Source organism: Idiomarina sp. X4, from assembly GCF_002808045.1.
Lineage (GTDB): Bacteria > Pseudomonadota > Gammaproteobacteria > Enterobacterales > Alteromonadaceae > Idiomarina.
This window is the reverse complement of record NZ_CP025000.1, coordinates 147,792-166,913: the sequence shown is the minus strand read 5'-3', so window position 1 is coordinate 166,913 and position 19,122 is coordinate 147,792. Positions and strand designations below refer to the sequence as shown.

Sequence of the window (19,122 nt, the reverse complement as noted above, 5' to 3'; positions counted from 1 at the left end):
GGGGCAAATTGCCAAACACGAATTTGTTAGCTCTTACGACGTGAGCGTATCGCAAAATAGCCCGCCACAAATATAATGAGTGCGCCCCAGAGCATATGCCATGCAAGCGCTTCATCAAATAACCAAAAGCCCAGCAAGGCGGCAAAAATAACCGAACTGTAAGTGAAAACACCGACTTTTGCGGGGGGCGCTATAGAAAACGCTTTTGTCATCGCTAGTTGACCGTAAACGGCAAGTAGGCCAAGTGCGAAAACGCCAAGCCAATGATGACTGGGAATGGGTTCCCATAACCAAAGCAATGGCACACCAGAGGCAATAGTTGCTAACGTACTGAAGTAGAAAACAATTTTACTGGTAGACTCGGTGCTCGACATACGCCGTATCACTGTTTTGGTAAAAGCGGCCAAGGCAGCCGCCAAAAACGCAACGGCAATAACCGGAGAGAGTTCACTGTTCATAGGGTCGAGGAAAATAAATACGCCGACAAAACCAAGGGCAATAGCGAACCAGGTTTGGCGGGCGACGTAGTCTTTTAACCATAGCCAGCCAATAATTGGTATTAAAAAGGGCGATAAAAGCAGCACCAGTGTTGCCTGAGCCAGCGGGATACTGGCTATGGCAAAGAAAAACAAGTACATGGCGGTAATGCCGGCAGCTGCGCGAATGAGATGCAAACCTAGACGGGTTGTTTTGAGCGACCCAGGTCCTTTTCGCCATAGCCAGGGCAGCAATACTAAAAATGCGGTTAGGTTTCTAAAAAACACCAGTTGTTCAAAAGGCTGGTCCTGGCTGATGAATTTTACCAAAGCACTGACACCGGCAAAGCTCGCCTCTGCGCTTAAAATTAAAAATGAGGCGAGAATAACGGCTTTTTGTGAGGTGTCTGTCGTTGCCATTGAGGTGCTCTTAAAAAAATGTGGCATTTACACTGATGAATATGACTATGATAACGGAAATGAGACCGGAAATGTGTTATTTATAGAGAACTTATACTTACAGACAATTCAGGTTCTATGCGAGATTTAACGGTTGTCATAAATGGCGGTGGAATGGTCGGTGCTGCGTCGGCGCTGGCACTTGCTAAAGCCGGGGTTTACGTCAAATTATTTGAAAGTCATCCACCAAAGCTCGAGGGTCAAACCGATGATTGGGATCTCAGAATTTCGTCCGTAAACTTAGCCAACTGGCAGTGGTTACGCTCATTGGGGGTTCATGAGGTCATCGCTCACAGCAAAGTAAGAGACTATCAGCGGTTAACGGTAACTACTCAGTCAGGAAAAAGCCTGACATTTGATGCCAATGAAGTCGACCAGGCGTCACTGGGAGTGATGGTAGAAAATAACGCTTTGCAGGCAGCGCTTTGGCAGTGTTTGCGAGACTACGAAAGTGTCGAACTCGTGACAGAGAAGCGTATTAATTCCTTGAATCCTCATGACAGAACCGTCGAGCTCACTAACGGCGAGCGGAGTAGCTTCGATGTCTTGCTGGGATGTGACGGTGCGAATTCGTTTATAGCTCAGTTGATCCACACTGCTTACCGTGGCTGGGATTACGATCAACGTTGTTTGCTGGCTAATGTTAAGCTTGAACAGCCTGTCGCTTCCGAGACTTGGGAGGTTTTCAGACCACAGGGACCTTACGCATTACTGCCACTGTCTGACAATCAAGCCTGCCTTATTGACTATGATAAAAGAGCCGATATTCGTTCGCTTCAGCATGATAAAACCGCACTGCAAACCCATTTGGCACAGGTGTTTGAGCCACATGTAGGAGCATTTCAGTTGATAAAAGCCGCGAGCTTTCCGTTGCAGCGTAAGCACGCATTAAACTATTGTTCATACGGCTGCGTTGCGTTACTCGGAGACTCTGCTCATAGTATTCATCCTATGGCGGGGCAGGGCGTTAACCTGGGGTTCGCCGATATTCAGTGCTTGCTCAACGAATTATCTAACAAGCCAGTGACTCAGGCGCTTAACGCATACGAAAAACAACGAAAATTTGAAAACGCTAAAATGATGCGTTTAATGGATGCACTTCAAATAAGCTGGCGCAGCAGTAATCCGATAGCTCGTCTATTGGCTGACGTCTCTTTGAATGCCGCCAGAGCTCCGATACTGAAGCATTTCTTAATAAAGCAGGCTATTAGGGAATAGAATAACTAGGGGGAAACAGGCACAAAAAAACCACCCTAAGGTGGCCATTGTCTGTTGTGGTGCGGAGGGAGGGACTTGAACCCTCACGTCCTTTCGGACACTAGCACCTGAAGCTAGCGCGTCTACCAATTCCGCCACCACCGCAACAGTAGTTAGTATGGCTGGGGCACCAGGGATCGAACCTGGGAATCGCGGGATCAAAACCCGCTGCCTTACCGCTTGGCTATGCCCCATCCAACTAAGGACAGCAATCACAAAATAAATTAAAGAAGCTAATGGCTGGGGCACCAGGGATCGAACCTGGGAATCGCGGGATCAAAACCCGCTGCCTTACCGCTTGGCTATGCCCCAATTTTAGCTACCCTGAGAGAGAGTTGGTGCGGACGGAGAGACTTGAACTCTCACGCCGTGAGGCACTGGAACCTAAATCCAGCGTGTCTACCAATTCCACCACGTCCGCACATTTCTCAGTTAAGTTGGTGGCTACGGCGAGATTCGAACTTGCGACCCCAGCATTATGAGTGCTGTGCTCTAACCAGCTGAGCTACGTAGCCAACTTTTTTAACTTTCCGCTCTCTGTGAGTGCGGCGCGTATTATGCAAATCGCTCCGCAACCCGTCAACCTATTTTTGAGAAAAAATACGATAAAGCAGCGCGTTTGTGCAAAAAAACGGTCATTTGATTAAAAAGGCGTCAAATCACCATGGCAAAGGGTCGCCGTTGCTATGATAAAACTCACCCGTCGACTCCATTGAAAGTTCCTCAATGCGTTGTCTGAGCCTCTCGGCAGCGGTTGCAGCTGAAATATCACCCGCATGGTTAACCATGTCGGTTTGTACAAATCCCGGATGCAGTACTGCAACGGCAATGCCTTTGTCTTTTAAATCTATAGACAGGGACTTGCCAGCCGCGTTTAATGCGGCTTTTGACATTCTATAACCGTAGCGGCTGCCAGAGCCGTTGTCGGCAATTGAACCCATCCGGCTGGTAATCAACGCAATTTTGCTGCCTTTAGATAAATTATCGAGTAATGCTTCGGTTACTCGCAAAGGAGCCAGTGCATTGACCTCAAATTGTGCTCGAATGGTGCCGGCGTCCAGCTCACCTAAAACATCTTTGTGCAGTAGACCAGCGTTATTAACCAAAATATTTACTTTCGCATTGCCCAATGTTTCTTTTAAACGCAATAAGTCTGAGGCTTTAGTTACATCAACACCTTCTATGATGTCGACATCCAGTTCGGTCAGCTGCTTAGAGTTATTGCGGCAAACGGCAGTGACTTTGTAACCTTTTTCGGCATATTGTTTAGCAAACTCAAAGCCGATGCCTCTGTTTGCGCCTGTTATAACGACATGGGGTTGACTCATGATTTACTCCTCTAAGACAGTTATTGGCTTACACCGCCCTCGGTTAATTTTTTTGGATCTAATAATTGCTCTAAGCGCTCACGGCTTAAATCGGTCATTTCGTCTGCAACATCGATAATAGGGCGACCGTTTTGGTAAGCCTTCTTCGCTATCTCAGCCGCTTTACTGTAACCAATAACAGGGTTGAGTGCGGTCACTAAAATAGGGTTTTTAGCCAAGGCTTCATTAAGGCGCTCTTCGTTGACCTCAAAGTCCTTAATGGCTTTATCAGCTAAAGCATGACAGCTGTTTGTCAGAAGCTCTATCGACTGCAGTAAATTATAGGCTACAACCGGTAACATAACGTTCAGCTGAAAGTTTCCCTGCTGAGCTGCCGTCGTAATAGTGGTGTGGTTGCCGTTAACTTGTGCGGCCACCATCGCCACTGCCTCTGGTATTACCGGATTCACCTTCCCAGGCATGATGCTGCTGCCGGGTTGAAGTGCTGTTAACTGAATTTCACCCAGGCCGGCTAAGGGACCGCTGTTCATCCAGCGTAAGTCATTGCTTATTTTTAACAGCGTCGTTGCCAAGGTGTTCAATTGGCCGTGCAACTGCAGGTTCAATTCTTGTCCCGCAATGCCTGTAAATGGGTTTGGGGATGCCTTAAATTCAGTGCCGGTGAAACCGCTGAGTTCTTTTGCAAAGGTTTCTGCGAACCCCTCTGGTGCATTAATGCCGGTGCCTATTGCGGTGCCACCCTGAGGAAGAATACGGCTGTGTTGGAGCAGCTGTGGCAGTTGTTCAGCGGTGTGGCTGAGCTGACCCGCCCACGTTTCTAACTCCTGCGCTAGCGTCATAGGCATCGCATCCATCAAATGGGTGCGCCCGGTTTTTACTACGTCCCGAAGCTCGACAGCTTTACTACGAATAACCTCCATTAAATGCTTAATGGCAGGCTGTAAGCGTTTCTCAATGGCTAACACGCTGGCCACTTGAATGGATGTGGGTATGACGTCGTTACTCGACTGGCTTTGGTTGACGTGGTCATTTGGATGAACGTCAACGCCGTTTTGTTTACACAAGTTCGCGATAACTTCATTGACGTTCATATTCGAGCTTGTGCCAGAGCCGGTCTGAAAAATATCAATAGGGAAGTGCTCTTTATGCTCGCCGTTAATAATTTGCTCGGCCGCTTGAACAATAGCGTCTCGTTGCTTTTCCTCTAAACTACCTACCTGTGCATTCGCTTTGGCGGCGGCGGCTTTTACGCGGGCAATCGCTTGAATCATATCATCAGGCATTGTCAGCCCGCTTATCGCGAAGTTGTCTACGGCCCGCTGTGTCTGTGCCGCGTAAAGTGCATCTTCCGGAACCTGGACTTCACCCATACTGTCGCTCTCGGTGCGATATTCTTGACTCATAAAGAAAACCTCCTGCGGCAAAGCATTTGTGTTTAATGTAATTTTAATAGGTATAACACATTACGAATCGGCTGAGATGAAGATCACGTTGTTGAAGACGCGAAAGTTGCGGAATTTGTGATGTGGGGTAATCTAGAACTATCAATCTAAAATGGAGTGTCATTTGAGAGCACTTAAACGTCTGTTGGTCACTTTAGTGTGTTTGCTGCCGGTTATGGTGGTTAACGCTGACGAATTGACTCTGACTATCGTTGATGCAATGGGAAACCCCTTACCAAATGCTGTGGTCATTGTTGATAACGCTCATGTTACTGATAAAGCAAAGCTTAAGGTCGAGAAAAAGATCATTGATCAGGTTGATCGCCAGTTCACACCATTCATGACGGTTATAAAAGCGGGAAGTGAAGTGACTTTTCCGAATAGTGATAATATTCGCCACCACGTTTATTCTTTTTCTAAGCCGAAGCCTTTTGAGCTCAAGTTGTACGCAAATGAAGAAAAGCCGACACTGAGTTTCAATAAGCCTGGCGTAGTCACACTGGGCTGTAATATTCATGATCAAATGATTGCTCACATTATTATTACCGAGGACGAAACCGCCTGGATAACTGGCGAAGACGGCAAAACGGCTTTAAAGATAAATACGACCGTTGAGTCTTCGGCAAGTGCTCGTGTGTGGCACCCGTTGATGGGGGCTGACTTAATGACGGCGAAAGACGTCATTTTAGATAACGTAAAGGGCAAACCGCTGATGTTAGATGTGGTGAAGGAACAAGCAGATAAGGAGCCTAAGTCTCGTTTAGAGCAGCGCTTTAACCGAACGGGGAATTTATGATTCGGCGCTTTCGCACCAGACTGATAGTTATTCTCCTACTGCTCGTGTCAGGCTCTATAGCAATATCACTGACCGCAATGAACTTCAGTGTAGAGCAACAGGCCGAGCGCTCTATTGCTCAAGAGCTGAATGTGAGTGAACGAGTTTTCCGTGAGCTTTTGAATAGCCGCAGTGAACTGTTGCTGCAGGCAGCAGCAGTATTAACCGATGATTTTGGCTTTAAGCGGGCGGTGGCTACTGGCGATAAAGAAACTATCGTTTCAGTATTGGTGAATCACGGGGAGCGAATTAACACTGAGTTAATGGTGCTTCAAACGCCAGCAGGTGAAGAGATAGCCGCAACTCACTCTATCGGTAATGAAGTAACTAAAGATTCACGTGGTCAGCAATTAGCTATTGTTGATGGTGAGTTGTTTCAGTTGATAACGGTGCCAGTAAAGGCTCCACAACTGATCGCTTGGGCAACTTTGGGTTTTCAAATTGACTCTAATTTAGCAACTGAATTACAAAATTTAGCGAATGCTGATATCACCCTCTGGCAGGAGTCCTCAAAAAAAGTAATAGCGTCCAGTCTTGAGCCAGAGCTTCAGACTAATTTGCAAAACGCACTTACGCGTAAAAGCTCGCTGGCTAACTGGCTTGACGAAAAAGCATTAGTGGGCAAAGAAACATTGCTTGAAGCCTCTCAAAGCGATCAGGTACATGTGCTGTTGTCCTCGTCACTCGAAGAGGCAATGGCCGATGTTCACCGGGTTCAGTGGCAAATGTTGTTGATTGGCGTGGTGGCTGTACTGATTGCAGGCGCTGCTGCGTTACTAATGGCTCGCAGTGTTTCAAGACCGCTATCGAGACTAACGAAAGCCGCTAAACAATTGCAAAAGGGTGACTATGGCAACCTGAATTTGGAAAAACGAGCCGATGAATTTGGGGAATTAGCTATAACCTTTGAGTCAATGAAAGGGGCGGTGTCTGAGCGTGAGCGACGCATATCTTTTCAAGCGACGCATGACCAACTGACCGGATTACCGAACAGGGCTCAGTTTGCGGCGGACTTAGAGCGACTATTGAATAAAGGTTGTGCAGGAACGTTATTGCTCATCAATATCCGCAAATTCAGAACACTCAATGACACACTCGGACAGGAGGTGGGTGATTTTGTGCTAAAACAAATTGCGCAGCGACTGACGGACTTTGGCGAACAAAGTCTCTCTGCCCGTATTGGGGGGGATGAATTTGCCTTGGTCGTTGAGGACAAGCTATCCGCTAACCACGACCTTATTAAAAGCCTTCGCTCATATATAGAGAAGCCGGTAAAAGTCGGAGAAAGTGATTATCCGATACTGTTTAATACGGGAGCCGTTGAATTCCCCCGACAAGGTAAAGCCTTTGATACCTTGTTGCGCCGGGCACAGGTGAGTGCACAAGAAGCCAAGCGCCGGCAAGATTTCGTGTTCTTATACAGCGAGGGGCTTGATGAACAGTACTTGCGTAAGCTCAATATTCTGGAGCATTTGAAGTACGCCGCTGATGAGAAGGAGCTGACCTTGCTTCTTCAGCCAAAAATAGAGACACAAACCGGAAAAACGATAGGTGCAGAAGCTTTATTAAGGTGGCACAACGAAAAGCTTGGCTTTGTGGGGCCTGATGAATTTATTCCATTGGCTGAACAGTCAGGTTTGATAAAAAAGCTGACAGAATGGGTGTTTAAACAGTCAGTATCTTACTTAAATCGTATCAATGTTGCAGGTCATTTTAGTTTGAGTATTAACCTCTCTGCTATTGATTTGTTAAGTGATGAAATTCTCTCTGTTATTGGTGAGCTGGAGAGGGAAATGCCGGAACTCAATAAACATTTGATTCTTGAAGTGACGGAAAGTGCGATTGTGAGTGATCCGGATGCTGCAATTGAACGATTAAACTGGTTAAGAGAAAAAGGTTATCAGGTATCTATTGATGATTACGGTACCGGTTATTCCTCGCTGGAGCAAATGAGACGCTTGCCGGTCACTGAATTAAAAATAGACAGAGCTTTTGTCCAGCCTTTGGTAAGCAGTGCAACGGATCAATCCATCGTTCGTTCAACGATTCAGCTGGCTCACGAACTGGGCTTGAGGGTTGTAGCTGAAGGTGTGGAAGACGTTGAAAGCTGGAACTGGCTAAAAAATCAGAGTTGCGATGTGTTACAGGGGTTCTATTTTAGCAAGCCGATTCCGTTTGATGATTTTAATGACAGGTTACAGGGAGAGTCTCGTGACTAACCTACGACTATTGAAAAGTGCCGTTTTTGTACTTGCAGTATTACCGCTAACAACGTTTGCAGATACTGGGTCAAAGCTACTGGCGACCGGCGGCGCATCGACGATTGAAGGATCCGGTGGCGGTGGTATTGTTCCATGGGCGACGTTGAGCTCCTACGCTGATACTGGAGAGTGGGGGGCCACGGTTAATGTGAGCGAAGTTGCCGTTGATGACTTTCGACTCAGCGTCCAGGGCGCCAGTGTTTCCTGGAACAATCGTGTCGAATTGTCTTATGCTCAGCAAACGTTTGATTTGTCGACGATTGGAGGAGAGCTGGAGCAAAACATAGTGGGTGCCAAAGTCCGCCTGTTTGGAAATCTGGTGTACGGTGACTGGCCTCAACTGAGTGTCGGCGCTCAGCATAAGAAAAATAAAACATTCACTCTACCTAGTGCAGTTGGGGCGTTAGATGACAGTGACACGGATTGGTATGTCAGTGCCGCCAAAGCTTGGCTAGATGGACCATTTCACCGAACCTGGGTGGCTAATGTAACGATGCGACGAACACGTTCAAACCAACTTGGTTTATTAGGATTTGGTGGTGATAAAGAGGTGGACTCAAAATGGGTTGCTGAGGCATCGGTGGCCGCTTTTTTAAACCGGTACTGGGCTGTTGGTGTGGAATTTCGCGACAAGCCCGACAATTTAAGCTTCGCTAAGGAAGAGGTCTGGAAAGATATTTTCGTTGCTTACTTTCCCTCAAAGCATGTCTCTCTTGTCGGTGCATATACTGATCTGGGCTCTATTGCAGGCTTAGATAATCAAAGCGGTTGGTACTTGTCGTTGCAAGCGGCGTTTTAAAGGAAATAGCTATGAGAGTATTAAGTATCGTGTTTCTCTTCCTGTTATCGCCAGTGGTGATGGGTCAAAACCTTTATCAGCAGTTAGGAGAAAAAGAAGGGATCTCTTCTATTGTTGAGGAGATGCTGTATCGCGTTGGTGGTGATGAACGCATTGTGCATCATTTTGATGGTGTAGATATTGTGCGTGTTCATAAACTCATTACTGAACAGGTTTGCGATGTGGTCGGTGGGCCCTGCGAATACAGTGGTGAGACAATGAAAGTGTCTCATGAAGGGATGGGAGTAACGCATGCCGATTTTAATGCGTTGGTAGAGCATTTGATTATTGCGATGGAAAAGCACAATATTCCGGTCTCTACTCAAAACCAGTTATTGGCGAAGCTCGCGCCTATGTACGGGGATATTGTAGAGCAATAAAAAAGCCGCTCAGGAAGAGCGGCTTTAGAATATTCTAACGTTTAATTAAACGTTAAAACGGAAGTGTATGACGTCACCGTCTTTAACGATGTATTCCTTACCTTCCAGGCGCCACTTACCGGCGTCTTTTGCGCCTTGCTCACCGTTGTTTTCGATGAAGTCGTCATACCCGACAACTTCAGCACGGATAAAGCCTTTTTCAAAGTCCGTGTGAATACGACCCGCAGCTTGCGGTGCTGTAGAACCGACTTTAACCGTCCATGCCCGAACTTCTTTAGGGCCTGCAGTAAAATAAGTTTGCAGATTCAAAAGCTCGTAACCAGAACGAATCACACGGTTAAGACCAGGTTCGTCCTGACCAATTTCCGATAGAAACTCTTCTTTATCGGCATCATCCAGCTCAGCGATTTCTGACTCGATGGCGGCACAAACAGGGACCACTACCGCATTTTCAGCCGCAGCAATTTCGCGAACAGTATCTAAGTGCGGGTTATTTTCAAAGCCATCTTCATTGACGTTAGCAATGTACATAGTTGGCTTGAGAGTCAGCAAGTTGTATGAGCGAATGGTCGCCCGGTCTTCTTTCGTTAACTCTACTGAGCGAGCCATGTGCCCCTCATCCAGAGCAGGTTTTAGCTTTTCCAAAACGGCAATTTCAGCCTTGGCCTGCGCGTCACCACCTTTGGCTTTCTTACCTAAACGGTGAAGCGCTTTTTCGACAGAGTCTAAATCGGCTAATGCCAATTCGGTGTTAATTGTGTCAATGTCGTCAGCAGGGTTAATGCCACCACTAACATGCACTATGTTATCGTCTTCGAAGCAGCGGACAACGTGCCCAATCGCGTCAGTTTCGCGAATATTAGCCAGGAACTGGTTACCTAAGCCTTCGCCTTTTGAAGCGCCTTTTACCAGGCCCGCAATGTCAACGAACTCCATGGTCGTTGGCAGAACTTTCTCTGGCTTAACAATTGAGGCTAGTTTGTCCAGGCGTGTATCCGGAACCGGAACAACACCGGTGTTAGGCTCAATCGTACAAAAAGGAAAGTTTGCTGCTTCAATACCCGCTTTGGTCAAGGCATTGAATAACGTGGATTTACCGACGTTGGGCAAACCAACAATACCACACCGAAATCCCATGATGAGTTAACCTTTCTGTTGAGGACGGTAGCTGTGGAGGCGTTGAAGCGCATCCGTCCAGCCTTGTTCCATTAATGTGTCAATACTGCGACTGGCTTCATCGATGCAATCATCAATGAGTCGCTGTTCAGTTGCTGGCGCCTTGCCGAGCACAAAACCGGTCACTTTCGATTTGTGACCCGGGTGTCCAATGCCAATTCGCAGTCTCAGGAAGTCCTGACTGCCAATTTGGGCGATAATATCTTTAATGCCGTTATGACCGCCTGCACCACCGCCTTTTTTAAACTTCGCTACACCGGGCGGTAAATCTAATTCGTCGTATGCGACGAGAATCGATTCAGGCGGAATTTTATAGAAGTTGGCGATATGTGCGACAGAAAAGCCGCTGCGGTTCATATAATTCTGAGGCATTACAATGCGCACATCGTGAGCGCCTTGTTGATAGCGGCCAATTAATGCTTTTGATTTAGCATCGACCGATAATGTAACACCGTGTCGCCTGCAAAAGTCGTCAACTAACCAAAAACCCGCATTATGGCGGGTTTTTTCATATTCGGGGCCTGGATTTCCCAGGCCCACTAATAGCTTAATGCTTGTTCCCATAGCTAGGACTAATGCTTACTCTTCGTCAGCGTCGTCTTTGCTCTTCTCTGCAGGAACTTCATCAGGAGCTACAGTTTCTTCTTCGTCTTCTTCTTTCTCTACACGTGGAGCAGAGATAGAAACAACTGCCTGGTCATGGTCTTCGCCTTTAGTCAGCTCAACCAGCTCAACACCTTTAGGAAGGTTCAGGTCAGTCAGGTGAATTGTGTCACCAACGTTCAGTTCTGCAATGTCTACTTCCAGGTACTCTGGTAAGTCTTTTGGAAGAACCAAAATTTCAACGTCATTCACGTGGTGAACAACAACACCGCCTTCCTCTTTAACGCCTTTCGCAGTCGTTTCATTCAAGAAGTGAAGAGGTACGTTAGTGTGAAGCTTCTGACCTTTTTCAACACGTTGGAAGTCCAGGTGAGTTAGCTTAGGTTTGAAAGGGTGGCGCTGCATGTCTTTCAAAATGCACTGCTCTTTCTTGCCGTCGATGTCTAACGTCAGAATGTGTGAATAGAAGGCTTCGTAGTCAGCCATGTTATTCACTTTGTTGTGGTCCATTTCTAACGCTACTGGCTCACCTTTACCACCGTATAGGATGGCAGGTACTTTATCCGCATGACGCAGGCGGCGGCTCGCACCTTTCCCCTTGTCCGCGCGGACACTTGCTTTAATTGTGAAATCTAATTCAGCCATGATATTGGGCTCTCATTGTTAAATGTTTTAATTTGTCAGCACTCGCGACCAAGCTGCTGACCCAGATACTCAGAAACCGACGACGAGGCCGGTTTCCAAGGGCGCGCAATACTAGCACTGAAGTCTTAAAAAAACAACTGTATCAGTACTCGAACATTGCGGAGATAGACTCTTCGTTGCTGACGCGGCGAAGTGCTTCAGACAACATGCCGGATAGTGTCAGCTGACTGACTTTACCGGTGGCCTTCATTTCCTCGCTGAGAGGAATACTGTCGGTAACCACTAGCTCATCAATAGACGACTCTTCAATGTTTTTAACGGCGTTGCCAGAGAATACCGGGTGTGTCGCATAGGCGAAAACGCGTTTCGCACCATGGCTCTTAAGTGCTTCTGCGGCTTTACAAAGCGTACCACCAGTATCAATCATGTCATCGACGATAATACAGTCACGGCCTTTAACATCACCAATAATGTGCATGACCTGGGAAACGTTAGCAGATGGGCGACGTTTATCAATAATCGCCAAGTCAGTGTCATCCATTAACTTCGCGAAAGCTCGAGCACGAACAACACCGCCGATATCCGGAGAAACAACCACCGGGTTGTCGAATTGTTGTTGACGCATGTGCTCAAGTAACACTGGGGTGCCGAATACGTTATCAACCGGAACATCGAAGAAGCCCTGAATTTGCTCGGCATGTAAGTCAACGGTGAGAACGCGGTCAACACCAACGCTTGATAAGAAATCAGCAACGACTTTCGCAGTAATAGGAACACGAGCAGAGCGAACACGGCGATCCTGGCGGGCGTAGCCAAAATAAGGCATTACGGCAGTAATACGACCTGCAGAGGCGCGACGTAGCGCGTCAACCATAACGATAAGCTCCATTAGATTATCGTTTGTTGGGGCGCAGGTAGACTGCAAAATAAAGACATCGGAGCCGCGGACATTCTCATTAATAGCGACACTGATTTCGCCATCACTGAAACGTCCAACAGACGCTTCACCCAGCTTAATGTATAAACGATCGGCGATTTTCTGAGCTAGCTCGGGGGTAGCGTTGCCAGCGAAAAGTTTCATGTCAGGCACAACATACCTCGACTTTTATTGGGTTAATGTTTGGAAAAGTGGTGAACGGTTCTGGCCTTGAGCGATAAATGAAAACAGTTCTCTGGGAACGTGTTTTTGAGCTTCCTCTGCCGCTTGCCTGCTCTCGAATGTCGAAAATAGACATGCTCCACTGCCAGTGAGCCGAGTCGGTGCGTATTCTAGCAAGGCATCACGTAATTTAGCAACTTCGGGATGCAGAGCACAGACCACTGGTTCGAACACGTTTTCGTGCTGACTTAGTTCCCAGGAAGCAGGGACAAGGGGGTTACTGTGTCGCTTTAGGTCAGGGTGATTAAACAGTTCAGCAGTGGATATATGTACGTTCGGTTTAACGACTAAATACCAGGGAGTGTCTGGTGAAACATCGGTAAATTGCTCACCAATACCTTCTGCAAAGCAAGCTTTGCCGTGAATAAATACGGGCACATCGGCACCTAAATCCAGCCCTATCGCCTGGAGCTCTTTATTCGACAGCTTCTGTCCCCATAAGTGGTTAAGACCAATTAACGTCGTGGCGGCGTCTGATGATCCGCCACCCAATCCCGCACCTTGAGGAAGGTACTTGTGCAACTCAATTGTGACGCCGGGTAAGCTGCTAATGCCCTTTTTTAAATAGGCATGGCGGAGTTTTTGAAGCGCTTTCCAAATTAAGTTGTCTTGCTTAGCAACATTCGAACCATGATCGATTAACTCGAATTGATTTTCTGGTGCTGAATGAAAATGTAACCAGTCGCTAAAATCGAGAAACTGAAACACGGTCTGCAACTCATGGTAGCCGTCTTGGCGGCGCCCGGTTATATGCAAAAAAAGATTCAGTTTGGCTGGCGCTGGTAGCTTTAATTGTGGGTCTGCCATTCTTGCATTTGTACCTTTATTTTTAATGTCGGGCTGTCAATATGGAGTTGCTCTGGAAGAGGAAGCTCGGTGTCTGTTTGTGAATCATAAAACCATCGAATGCGCCATTGTTGATTATTTTGAATGACAGAGGCGCTGGCTAACGTACCATTGTTATAATAGGTCAAATTGTTCAGCCGAGCGGTTCTCTGGCCAATTAACCATTGGTGCAGTTGTTCAAATGGAATATAAACCTGTAATACATCTGCCAACAACACCGGTGCAGTCAATGCAGAGCGAGTGGCGCCATTAGAGTCTACTAACGTTGCCTGGCGTTCGCTCACCGTCAGTTTCGCGAGCTGACCTTTCAGGGGGTGCGAAAAACGGAGCTCTTGATACGTTGGCTGGTATCGCCAATTGACATAAAACGAGTCGCGCTCGTCGAGCTCTTTTTGTATTAATGCCATACGTCCGGACATTGACCAGTTATTAAATGCGTTTAATTTATTCTGATGGTTATTAACCAGGTCGATATTGACCTGGCGGTTACTGTCCTGATGTGACGGCGTTGGTATTGAGCAGCCGCTGACAAGCAACACAGTCAGCAAAACGACTAATTTAGTAAGGTGTTGAATCATATTTTTCTATTGGCGTAATCGGTGAGTCGTTAGTTGACCAGAAAGCGCTGTGACTTTCAATGACTGGGGCTTTCACGTACAATCACTGCCACTTAAATATGATGACCGCGTTGAGATAACGAGTTACACAATCCGATGACCATTTCAGCTCTGGGAATAAACCACAAAACAGCCCCCGTTGATTTACGTGAGCAAGTTGCTTTTAACGCCGAGCAACTGGATGCTGCGTTGCAGGCGGTTCGTGGTTTGCAAGGTGTACAGGAAGCGGTCATTGTGTCTACCTGTAATCGTACTGAGCTGTATTGTCGCGGTGATGTATCCGATGACCTATTGTTAGGTTGGTTCACAGGCTTTCATAGTTTACCGCCCGATGCTCTGCAAAATCATCACTACCTGTTTAAGAACGACCAGGCAATTAGCCACTTAATGTCGGTTGCCAGTGGCTTAGATTCGTTAGTGCTGGGCGAACCCCAGATACTCGGTCAAGTAAAGCAGGCCTATCAAATTGCTAAGCGGCAAGCGGCTGTTGGCGGTATTTTAGAGCGCCTGTTTCAGCAAACGTTTCGTGTCGCAAAAACCGTACGCAATGAGACGGCGGTTGGACAAAATGCTGTGTCGGTAGCCTATGCCGCTGTGTCTATGGCGCGTCATATCTTTTCTAATTTAGCGAAGTCAAAAGTCTTGCTGATAGGCGCCGGGGACACCTCTGAATTAGTTGCTCAGCATCTAAAGCAGCAGGGCGTAACCGACATAACCGTAGTGAACCGAACGTTGCAACGAGCCCGAGAATTGGCTGAAAAAGTCGACGGTGCAGCACACAGCTTGTCAGAGCTTGCAGAACTACTCCCTGATGCGGATATCGTGGTGAGTTCAACAGCAAGTACGTTGCCGATAGTTGGTAAAGGTACGGTTGAAAAGGCGCTTAAAAAACGTCGTCATAAGCCAATGCTGCTTATCGATTTAGCCGTTCCCAGAGACATCGAAGAACAAGTCAATGAGCTGGATGACGCTTATCTGTATACTGTCGACGACTTACAAAGCATTATTAGCGAAAACATAAGAAACCGTGAACAGGCAGCAAAGGAAGCGCAGGTAATTATTCGTCAGCAGGCGCAGGAATTTACCGACTGGTTACAGTCGCTCAATAGTGTCGAGCTAGTTCGAGCATACAGACAGCACACTAAGGCCATTGCTGACACGCATTTGGAGCGGGCGTTGACTCAGCTGCAGCAAGGTAAAGCTGCGGAAGAGGTGCTTAAACAATTTAGTCATAAGTTGGTGCAGCAACTGACCCATCAACCCACCAATTTGTTAAAATCTGCCGGTGAAAATAACGACCAGTACACCCTGGCAGTGTTACAGCAATTATGGTCAGACGAGAATTCTGACTCCTAAGAAGGCAAATAAAAATCTATGTTGAATCCATCCATTGAACGAAAACTTGAAGGTCTGCTTGAGCGTTACCAGGAAGTTCAGGCGCTGCTCGGTGAACCAGACGTTATTTCTGATCAGAACCGTTTTCGTGCGTTGTCGAAGGAATACTCGCAACTTGAGGAAGTGGTCGACTGCTTTGAAAAATATAAGCAGAACCAGGAAGACCAAATCGCCGCTAAAGATATGGCGGAGGAAGATGATCCTGAAATGCGGGAAATGGCTCAGGAAGAATTAAAACAAGCCAAGGAAAACGAAACTGAGCTTGAGCAACAACTGCAAATTTTATTATTGCCAAAAGACCCGAATGATGACCGCAACTGCTATTTGGAAATCCGGGCCGGAGCCGGTGGTGATGAAGCGTCAATATTTGCTGGCGACTTATTTCGGATGTACAGCCGTTATGCGGAAAAGCACGGGTGGAATATCTCTGTAGTGAGTGCCAACGAAGGTGATCATGGTGGTTATAAAGAAGTGATTGCACAGATGAATGGTGACGGCGCTTATGGTCGTATGAAGTTTGAGTCAGGCGGACATCGCGTGCAGCGCGTACCTGAAACCGAGTCACAAGGTCGAATTCATACATCAGCTTGTACGGTGGCTATTTTACCGGAAATTCCGGAAGCGGAAGCGATAGAGATTAACCCTGCTGATTTACGAGTCGATACTTTTCGAGCTTCCGGTGCCGGTGGTCAGCACGTTAACCGAACTGACTCGGCCATTCGTATTACGCATTTGCCCTCGGGCGTGGTCGTTGAGTGTCAGGAAGAGCGTTCACAACACAAAAACCGCGCAAAAGCGATGTCAGTATTACAGGCACGGTTACAGAAAATCGAAGACGAAAAGCGTCAACAGGAAGAAGCCAGTACACGTCGCAACTTGGTCGGCAGCGGTGACCGCTCAGAGCGTATTCGAACATATAACTATCCGCAAAGTCGTGTCACTGATCACCGCATTAATTTAACCTTATATCGGCTGGATGAGGTTTTGCAGGGGGATTTGGACTTGATTATGGATCCAATTATTACCGAACATCAGGCGGATCAATTGGCGGCATTGTCTGAAGGACAAGAATGACCATAGAAGAAGCGCTGCAGTGGGCGCGGCAGCAGCTGGCGCATAATGAAGATGTTAGGGCTGATGTTTTTGCGCTGCTGAGCTTTGTGCTGAACAAGAATAAAACCTACCTAATGACCTGGCCGGAAAGAGCATTAACCGACGAACAGTTGGAACGCTTTGAAGTCGTGGTTAATGAGAGGGTTAACGGGAAGCCGATAGCTTACATTACCGGACGTAAAGAGTTTTGGTCGTTAGAACTGGAAACGAACGAAAGTACTCTTATCCCCAGGGGGGACACAGAAGCCCTGATAGAGACAGCGTTGAGTCTGGATTTGCCCGATAATGCTCGAGTGCTGGATTTAGGTACCGGAACCGGTGCGATTGCGCTGGCTTTAAAGTCAGAGAAGCCGAATTGGCAGGTGTTTGGTTGCGATAAAAACGGTAACGCGGTTGCTTTGGCTGCCCGTAATGCCAAACGTAACAATCTGGATGTTGAGTTGTTCCAAAGCGACTGGTTTTCTCATGTGCCTGTCGGCAAGCCTTTTGACTTGATTGTCTCTAATCCGCCATACATCGAAGAAACCGATCCCCATTTAAGTCAGGGCGATGTTCGATTTGAGCCGTTAAGTGCTTTGGTGGCAACGGGCGACGGTTTAGACGATATAAAGAACATAATTACTCGATCAAAGTCATACTTGGCGGACGGTGGTTGGTTACTACTTGAACAGGGATGGCAGCAGGCCGACAGTGTCATTGAGCTACTCACAAAAAGTGGTTATAAAAAGGTTAACCGCTGGCAGGATTATGCTAGTGTAGAACGAGTATCAGGTGGACAATACGTCACGGCGGAGAGAGACAAGTAATGAGCAACCAGTTCATGTTTGCTGATGAAGCCAGCCAGCAAAATACAAAATTACCAACAGAATACTGGAAAATTTTAATTGTCGATGACGAGCCAGAAGTGCATGCGGTCACAAAACTGGCATTGAACGACTTTAACTTTCTGGGACGCGGTCTCAAGTTTTATAGTGCATTTTCTGGTGAAGAAGCCAGAAAGCTCATTGATGAGCATCCCGATGCGGCCATTCTTTTACTTGATGTTGTGATGGAAACGGATGACGCAGGTCTCCAGGTCGCTCGCTATATTCGAGAAAAAGCCGACAACCACTTTACTCGTATTATTTTGCGAACAGGGCAGCCAGGCCAGGCGCCTGAACGTACCGTTATCGTCAATTACGATATTAACGACTATAAATCGAAAACCGAGCTGACCGCACAGAAGCTATTTACTGCTGTTATGTCGTCATTGCGCTCGTACCGCGACATTATGTCCATTGACCAAAGCCGCCATGGTTTAGAAAAAATCATTTCAGCGTCGACAAATTTGTATGCGCTGCAACCGATGAATAGTTTTGTTGATGGTTTGGTTCAGCAACTGAGCTGGGTTATTGGCGGTGCTAAGCAAACGCTTTACGCAACAGCGAATGAAGACGGCACATCTTATAAAGTACTGGCCGCGCACGGTGAAGATTCACAGGTTAGTGTTGGTCAAACACTGCGCTCGGTCATTCCTTCAAAAGCATTAGCTGAGCTGGAGAACGTCATTGCAAATCATGGTTCGTTCTACGGAGAAGACTTTGTGCTGTTGTATTGCCGCAGCCATTGCCGTGCGCATGGCTCGGTTTTATTCATTGGTGGGCTTTCCCGCACGTTAACTGCGGATGACCATCATGTATTGCAGTTGTTTGCTGAAAATGTGCAGTTGGCTCAGGACAACGTTGTGTGCCTGGAGGACTCTGATCACTTCCTGGCACGCCTAGCCGATCAACTGATGCTACATCATGCAAATCATTTCAATAACGTGCTGGATAGCAGCAAAGAAGGGCGTATTGCTTATCGCCTGGCTCAGGCCGTTAATGCCGACGAGGCGGAAGCGACAGCTCTGGCCTGGTCGCTGTTTGCACAAGCTCGTCCGCTGTTGGACTGTGCATCGACACCGGTTGCCGCCAATGAAACGACTTGCCAACAACGTGTTGCTCGTTCACTAAGAGCGTTAACGCATGGTGAGCACGATGCTACCCAAAAAGCGCATCGTGCGTTGATGGAACGCTTGGAACGCTGGGACGGTTTAGGCCTTCCAGAAGGCAAGCAAGGTGGTGATATTGCACTGAGTACACAAGTATTGTTGTTAACTGAGCAGCTAGTGGACTGGTTTGAAGAAGACACCAATGACGCGGATATCAAAACACGACTCGACGACGAAAAAGGCCGCTATTATTCGCCTGACTTCCTTGAGCAAGCATTGAAGCTGCTGCCCGAACTAAGAAATATTTAATTCACTATAAAGGG

Annotated in this window: 18 protein-coding genes and 5 tRNA genes; 9 read left to right on the top strand and 14 right to left on the bottom strand. The window is 47.2% G+C overall.

Going from position 1 to position 19,122, the window contains the following annotated elements; genetic code table 11:
- Positions 1-26 precede the first annotated feature (26 nt).
- On the bottom strand, positions 27-896 hold the full coding sequence (locus CWC33_RS00935) for a DMT family transporter (RefSeq protein WP_100690420.1): 870 nt from the start codon (positions 894-896) through the stop codon (positions 27-29).
- 117 nt (positions 897-1,013) lie between these two features.
- Here CWC33_RS00935 and CWC33_RS00930 point away from each other — a divergent pair, with 117 nt between their 5' ends.
- Entirely contained in the window at positions 1,014-2,153 is a 1,140-nt protein-coding gene (locus tag CWC33_RS00930) for an FAD-dependent monooxygenase (RefSeq protein ID WP_100690419.1), read from the top strand.
- A gap of 57 nt (positions 2,154-2,210) precedes the next feature.
- Here the strand turns inward: CWC33_RS00930 and CWC33_RS00925 are convergent.
- From CWC33_RS00925 to CWC33_RS00895, 7 genes are all read right to left on the bottom strand, one after another.
- A tRNA-Leu gene (locus CWC33_RS00925) sits at positions 2,211-2,297 on the bottom strand.
- Between the two features lie 14 nt (positions 2,298-2,311).
- Positions 2,312-2,386: transfer RNA gene (locus tag CWC33_RS00920), tRNA-Gln, on the bottom strand.
- A gap of 43 nt (positions 2,387-2,429) precedes the next feature.
- A tRNA-Gln gene (locus CWC33_RS00915) sits at positions 2,430-2,504 on the bottom strand.
- A 24-nt stretch (positions 2,505-2,528) separates the two neighbouring features.
- Positions 2,529-2,613 (bottom strand) — tRNA-Leu (locus CWC33_RS00910).
- 17 nt (positions 2,614-2,630) lie between these two features.
- Positions 2,631-2,707 (bottom strand) — tRNA-Met (locus CWC33_RS00905).
- Between the two features lie 144 nt (positions 2,708-2,851).
- Positions 2,852-3,520, bottom strand: coding sequence for an SDR family oxidoreductase (locus tag CWC33_RS00900; protein ID WP_100690418.1), 669 nt, complete (start codon positions 3,518-3,520; stop codon positions 2,852-2,854).
- A 20-nt stretch (positions 3,521-3,540) separates the two neighbouring features.
- The gene (locus CWC33_RS00895; RefSeq protein WP_100690417.1) at positions 3,541-4,923 is read right to left on the bottom strand and encodes a class II fumarate hydratase; all 1,383 of its coding nucleotides are present in this window, start codon (positions 4,921-4,923) and stop codon (positions 3,541-3,543) included.
- A gap of 163 nt (positions 4,924-5,086) precedes the next feature.
- Between CWC33_RS00895 and CWC33_RS00890 the strand changes: the two genes are divergently transcribed.
- The 4 genes from CWC33_RS00890 to CWC33_RS00875 are packed head-to-tail and all read left to right on the top strand — an operon-like array spanning position 5,087 to position 9,276.
- Positions 5,087-5,758, top strand: a complete 672-nt coding sequence (locus CWC33_RS00890) for a methylamine utilization protein (RefSeq protein ID WP_100690416.1) — start codon at positions 5,087-5,089, stop codon at positions 5,756-5,758.
- Positions 5,755-8,016, top strand: a complete 2,262-nt coding sequence (locus CWC33_RS00885; protein ID WP_100690415.1) for a bifunctional diguanylate cyclase/phosphodiesterase — start codon at positions 5,755-5,757, stop codon at positions 8,014-8,016. The genes CWC33_RS00890 and CWC33_RS00885 overlap by 4 nt, the downstream gene beginning before the upstream one ends.
- Positions 8,009-8,857 (top strand): DUF3034 family protein, encoded by an 849-nt coding sequence (locus tag CWC33_RS00880; RefSeq protein WP_232709812.1) that lies wholly within the window; start codon positions 8,009-8,011, stop codon positions 8,855-8,857. The genes CWC33_RS00885 and CWC33_RS00880 overlap by 8 nt, the downstream gene beginning before the upstream one ends.
- An 11-nt stretch (positions 8,858-8,868) precedes the next feature.
- Positions 8,869-9,276 (top strand): group I truncated hemoglobin, encoded by a 408-nt coding sequence (locus tag CWC33_RS00875; RefSeq protein ID WP_100690414.1) that lies wholly within the window; start codon positions 8,869-8,871, stop codon positions 9,274-9,276.
- A 45-nt stretch (positions 9,277-9,321) separates the two neighbouring features.
- On the opposite strand, the gene ychF is transcribed toward CWC33_RS00875, so the two are convergent.
- The 6 genes from ychF to lolB all read right to left on the bottom strand — a co-directional run bounded on the left by ychF (position 9,322) and on the right by lolB (position 14,283).
- Complete coding sequence (gene ychF / locus CWC33_RS00870; RefSeq protein WP_053952779.1) at positions 9,322-10,413, bottom strand: redox-regulated ATPase YchF; 1,092 nt, start codon at positions 10,411-10,413, stop codon at positions 9,322-9,324.
- 6 nt (positions 10,414-10,419) lie between these two features.
- Positions 10,420-11,016, bottom strand: coding sequence for an aminoacyl-tRNA hydrolase (gene pth, locus CWC33_RS00865; protein WP_088768480.1), 597 nt, complete (start codon positions 11,014-11,016; stop codon positions 10,420-10,422).
- Positions 11,017-11,031: 15 nt separating this feature from the next.
- Complete coding sequence (locus CWC33_RS00860) at positions 11,032-11,700, bottom strand: 50S ribosomal protein L25/general stress protein Ctc (protein WP_100690413.1); 669 nt, start codon at positions 11,698-11,700, stop codon at positions 11,032-11,034.
- Between the two features lie 142 nt (positions 11,701-11,842).
- Complete coding sequence (locus CWC33_RS00855; RefSeq protein WP_088768478.1) at positions 11,843-12,790, bottom strand: ribose-phosphate pyrophosphokinase; 948 nt, start codon at positions 12,788-12,790, stop codon at positions 11,843-11,845.
- 15 nt (positions 12,791-12,805) lie between these two features.
- On the bottom strand, positions 12,806-13,666 hold the full coding sequence (ispE, locus tag CWC33_RS00850) for a 4-(cytidine 5'-diphospho)-2-C-methyl-D-erythritol kinase (RefSeq protein ID WP_100690412.1): 861 nt from the start codon (positions 13,664-13,666) through the stop codon (positions 12,806-12,808).
- Positions 13,648-14,283, bottom strand: coding sequence for a lipoprotein insertase outer membrane protein LolB (gene lolB / locus CWC33_RS00845; RefSeq protein WP_100690411.1), 636 nt, complete (start codon positions 14,281-14,283; stop codon positions 13,648-13,650). The genes ispE and lolB overlap by 19 nt, the downstream gene beginning before the upstream one ends.
- 135 nt (positions 14,284-14,418) lie before the next feature.
- On the opposite strand from lolB, the gene hemA reads away from it, so the two are divergent.
- The 4 genes from hemA to CWC33_RS00825 are packed head-to-tail and all read left to right on the top strand — an operon-like array spanning position 14,419 to position 19,108.
- Positions 14,419-15,678: a glutamyl-tRNA reductase gene (hemA, locus tag CWC33_RS00840; RefSeq protein ID WP_100690410.1), complete on the top strand. Its 1,260-nt coding sequence runs from the start codon at positions 14,419-14,421 to the stop codon at positions 15,676-15,678.
- An 18-nt stretch (positions 15,679-15,696) separates the two neighbouring features.
- Positions 15,697-16,791: a peptide chain release factor 1 gene (prfA, locus tag CWC33_RS00835; RefSeq protein WP_442906201.1), complete on the top strand. Its 1,095-nt coding sequence runs from the start codon at positions 15,697-15,699 to the stop codon at positions 16,789-16,791.
- Positions 16,788-17,636 carry a peptide chain release factor N(5)-glutamine methyltransferase gene (gene prmC / locus CWC33_RS00830; RefSeq protein WP_100690409.1) on the top strand — a complete coding sequence of 283 codons (849 nt, stop codon included), beginning with the start codon at positions 16,788-16,790 and terminating at the stop codon, positions 17,634-17,636. Before prfA ends, prmC begins: the two co-directional genes overlap by 4 nt.
- On the top strand, positions 17,636-19,108 hold the full coding sequence (locus tag CWC33_RS00825) for a DUF3369 domain-containing protein (RefSeq protein WP_100690408.1): 1,473 nt from the start codon (positions 17,636-17,638) through the stop codon (positions 19,106-19,108). Before prmC ends, CWC33_RS00825 begins: the two co-directional genes overlap by 1 nt.
- Positions 19,109-19,122: the final 14 nt, after the last annotated feature.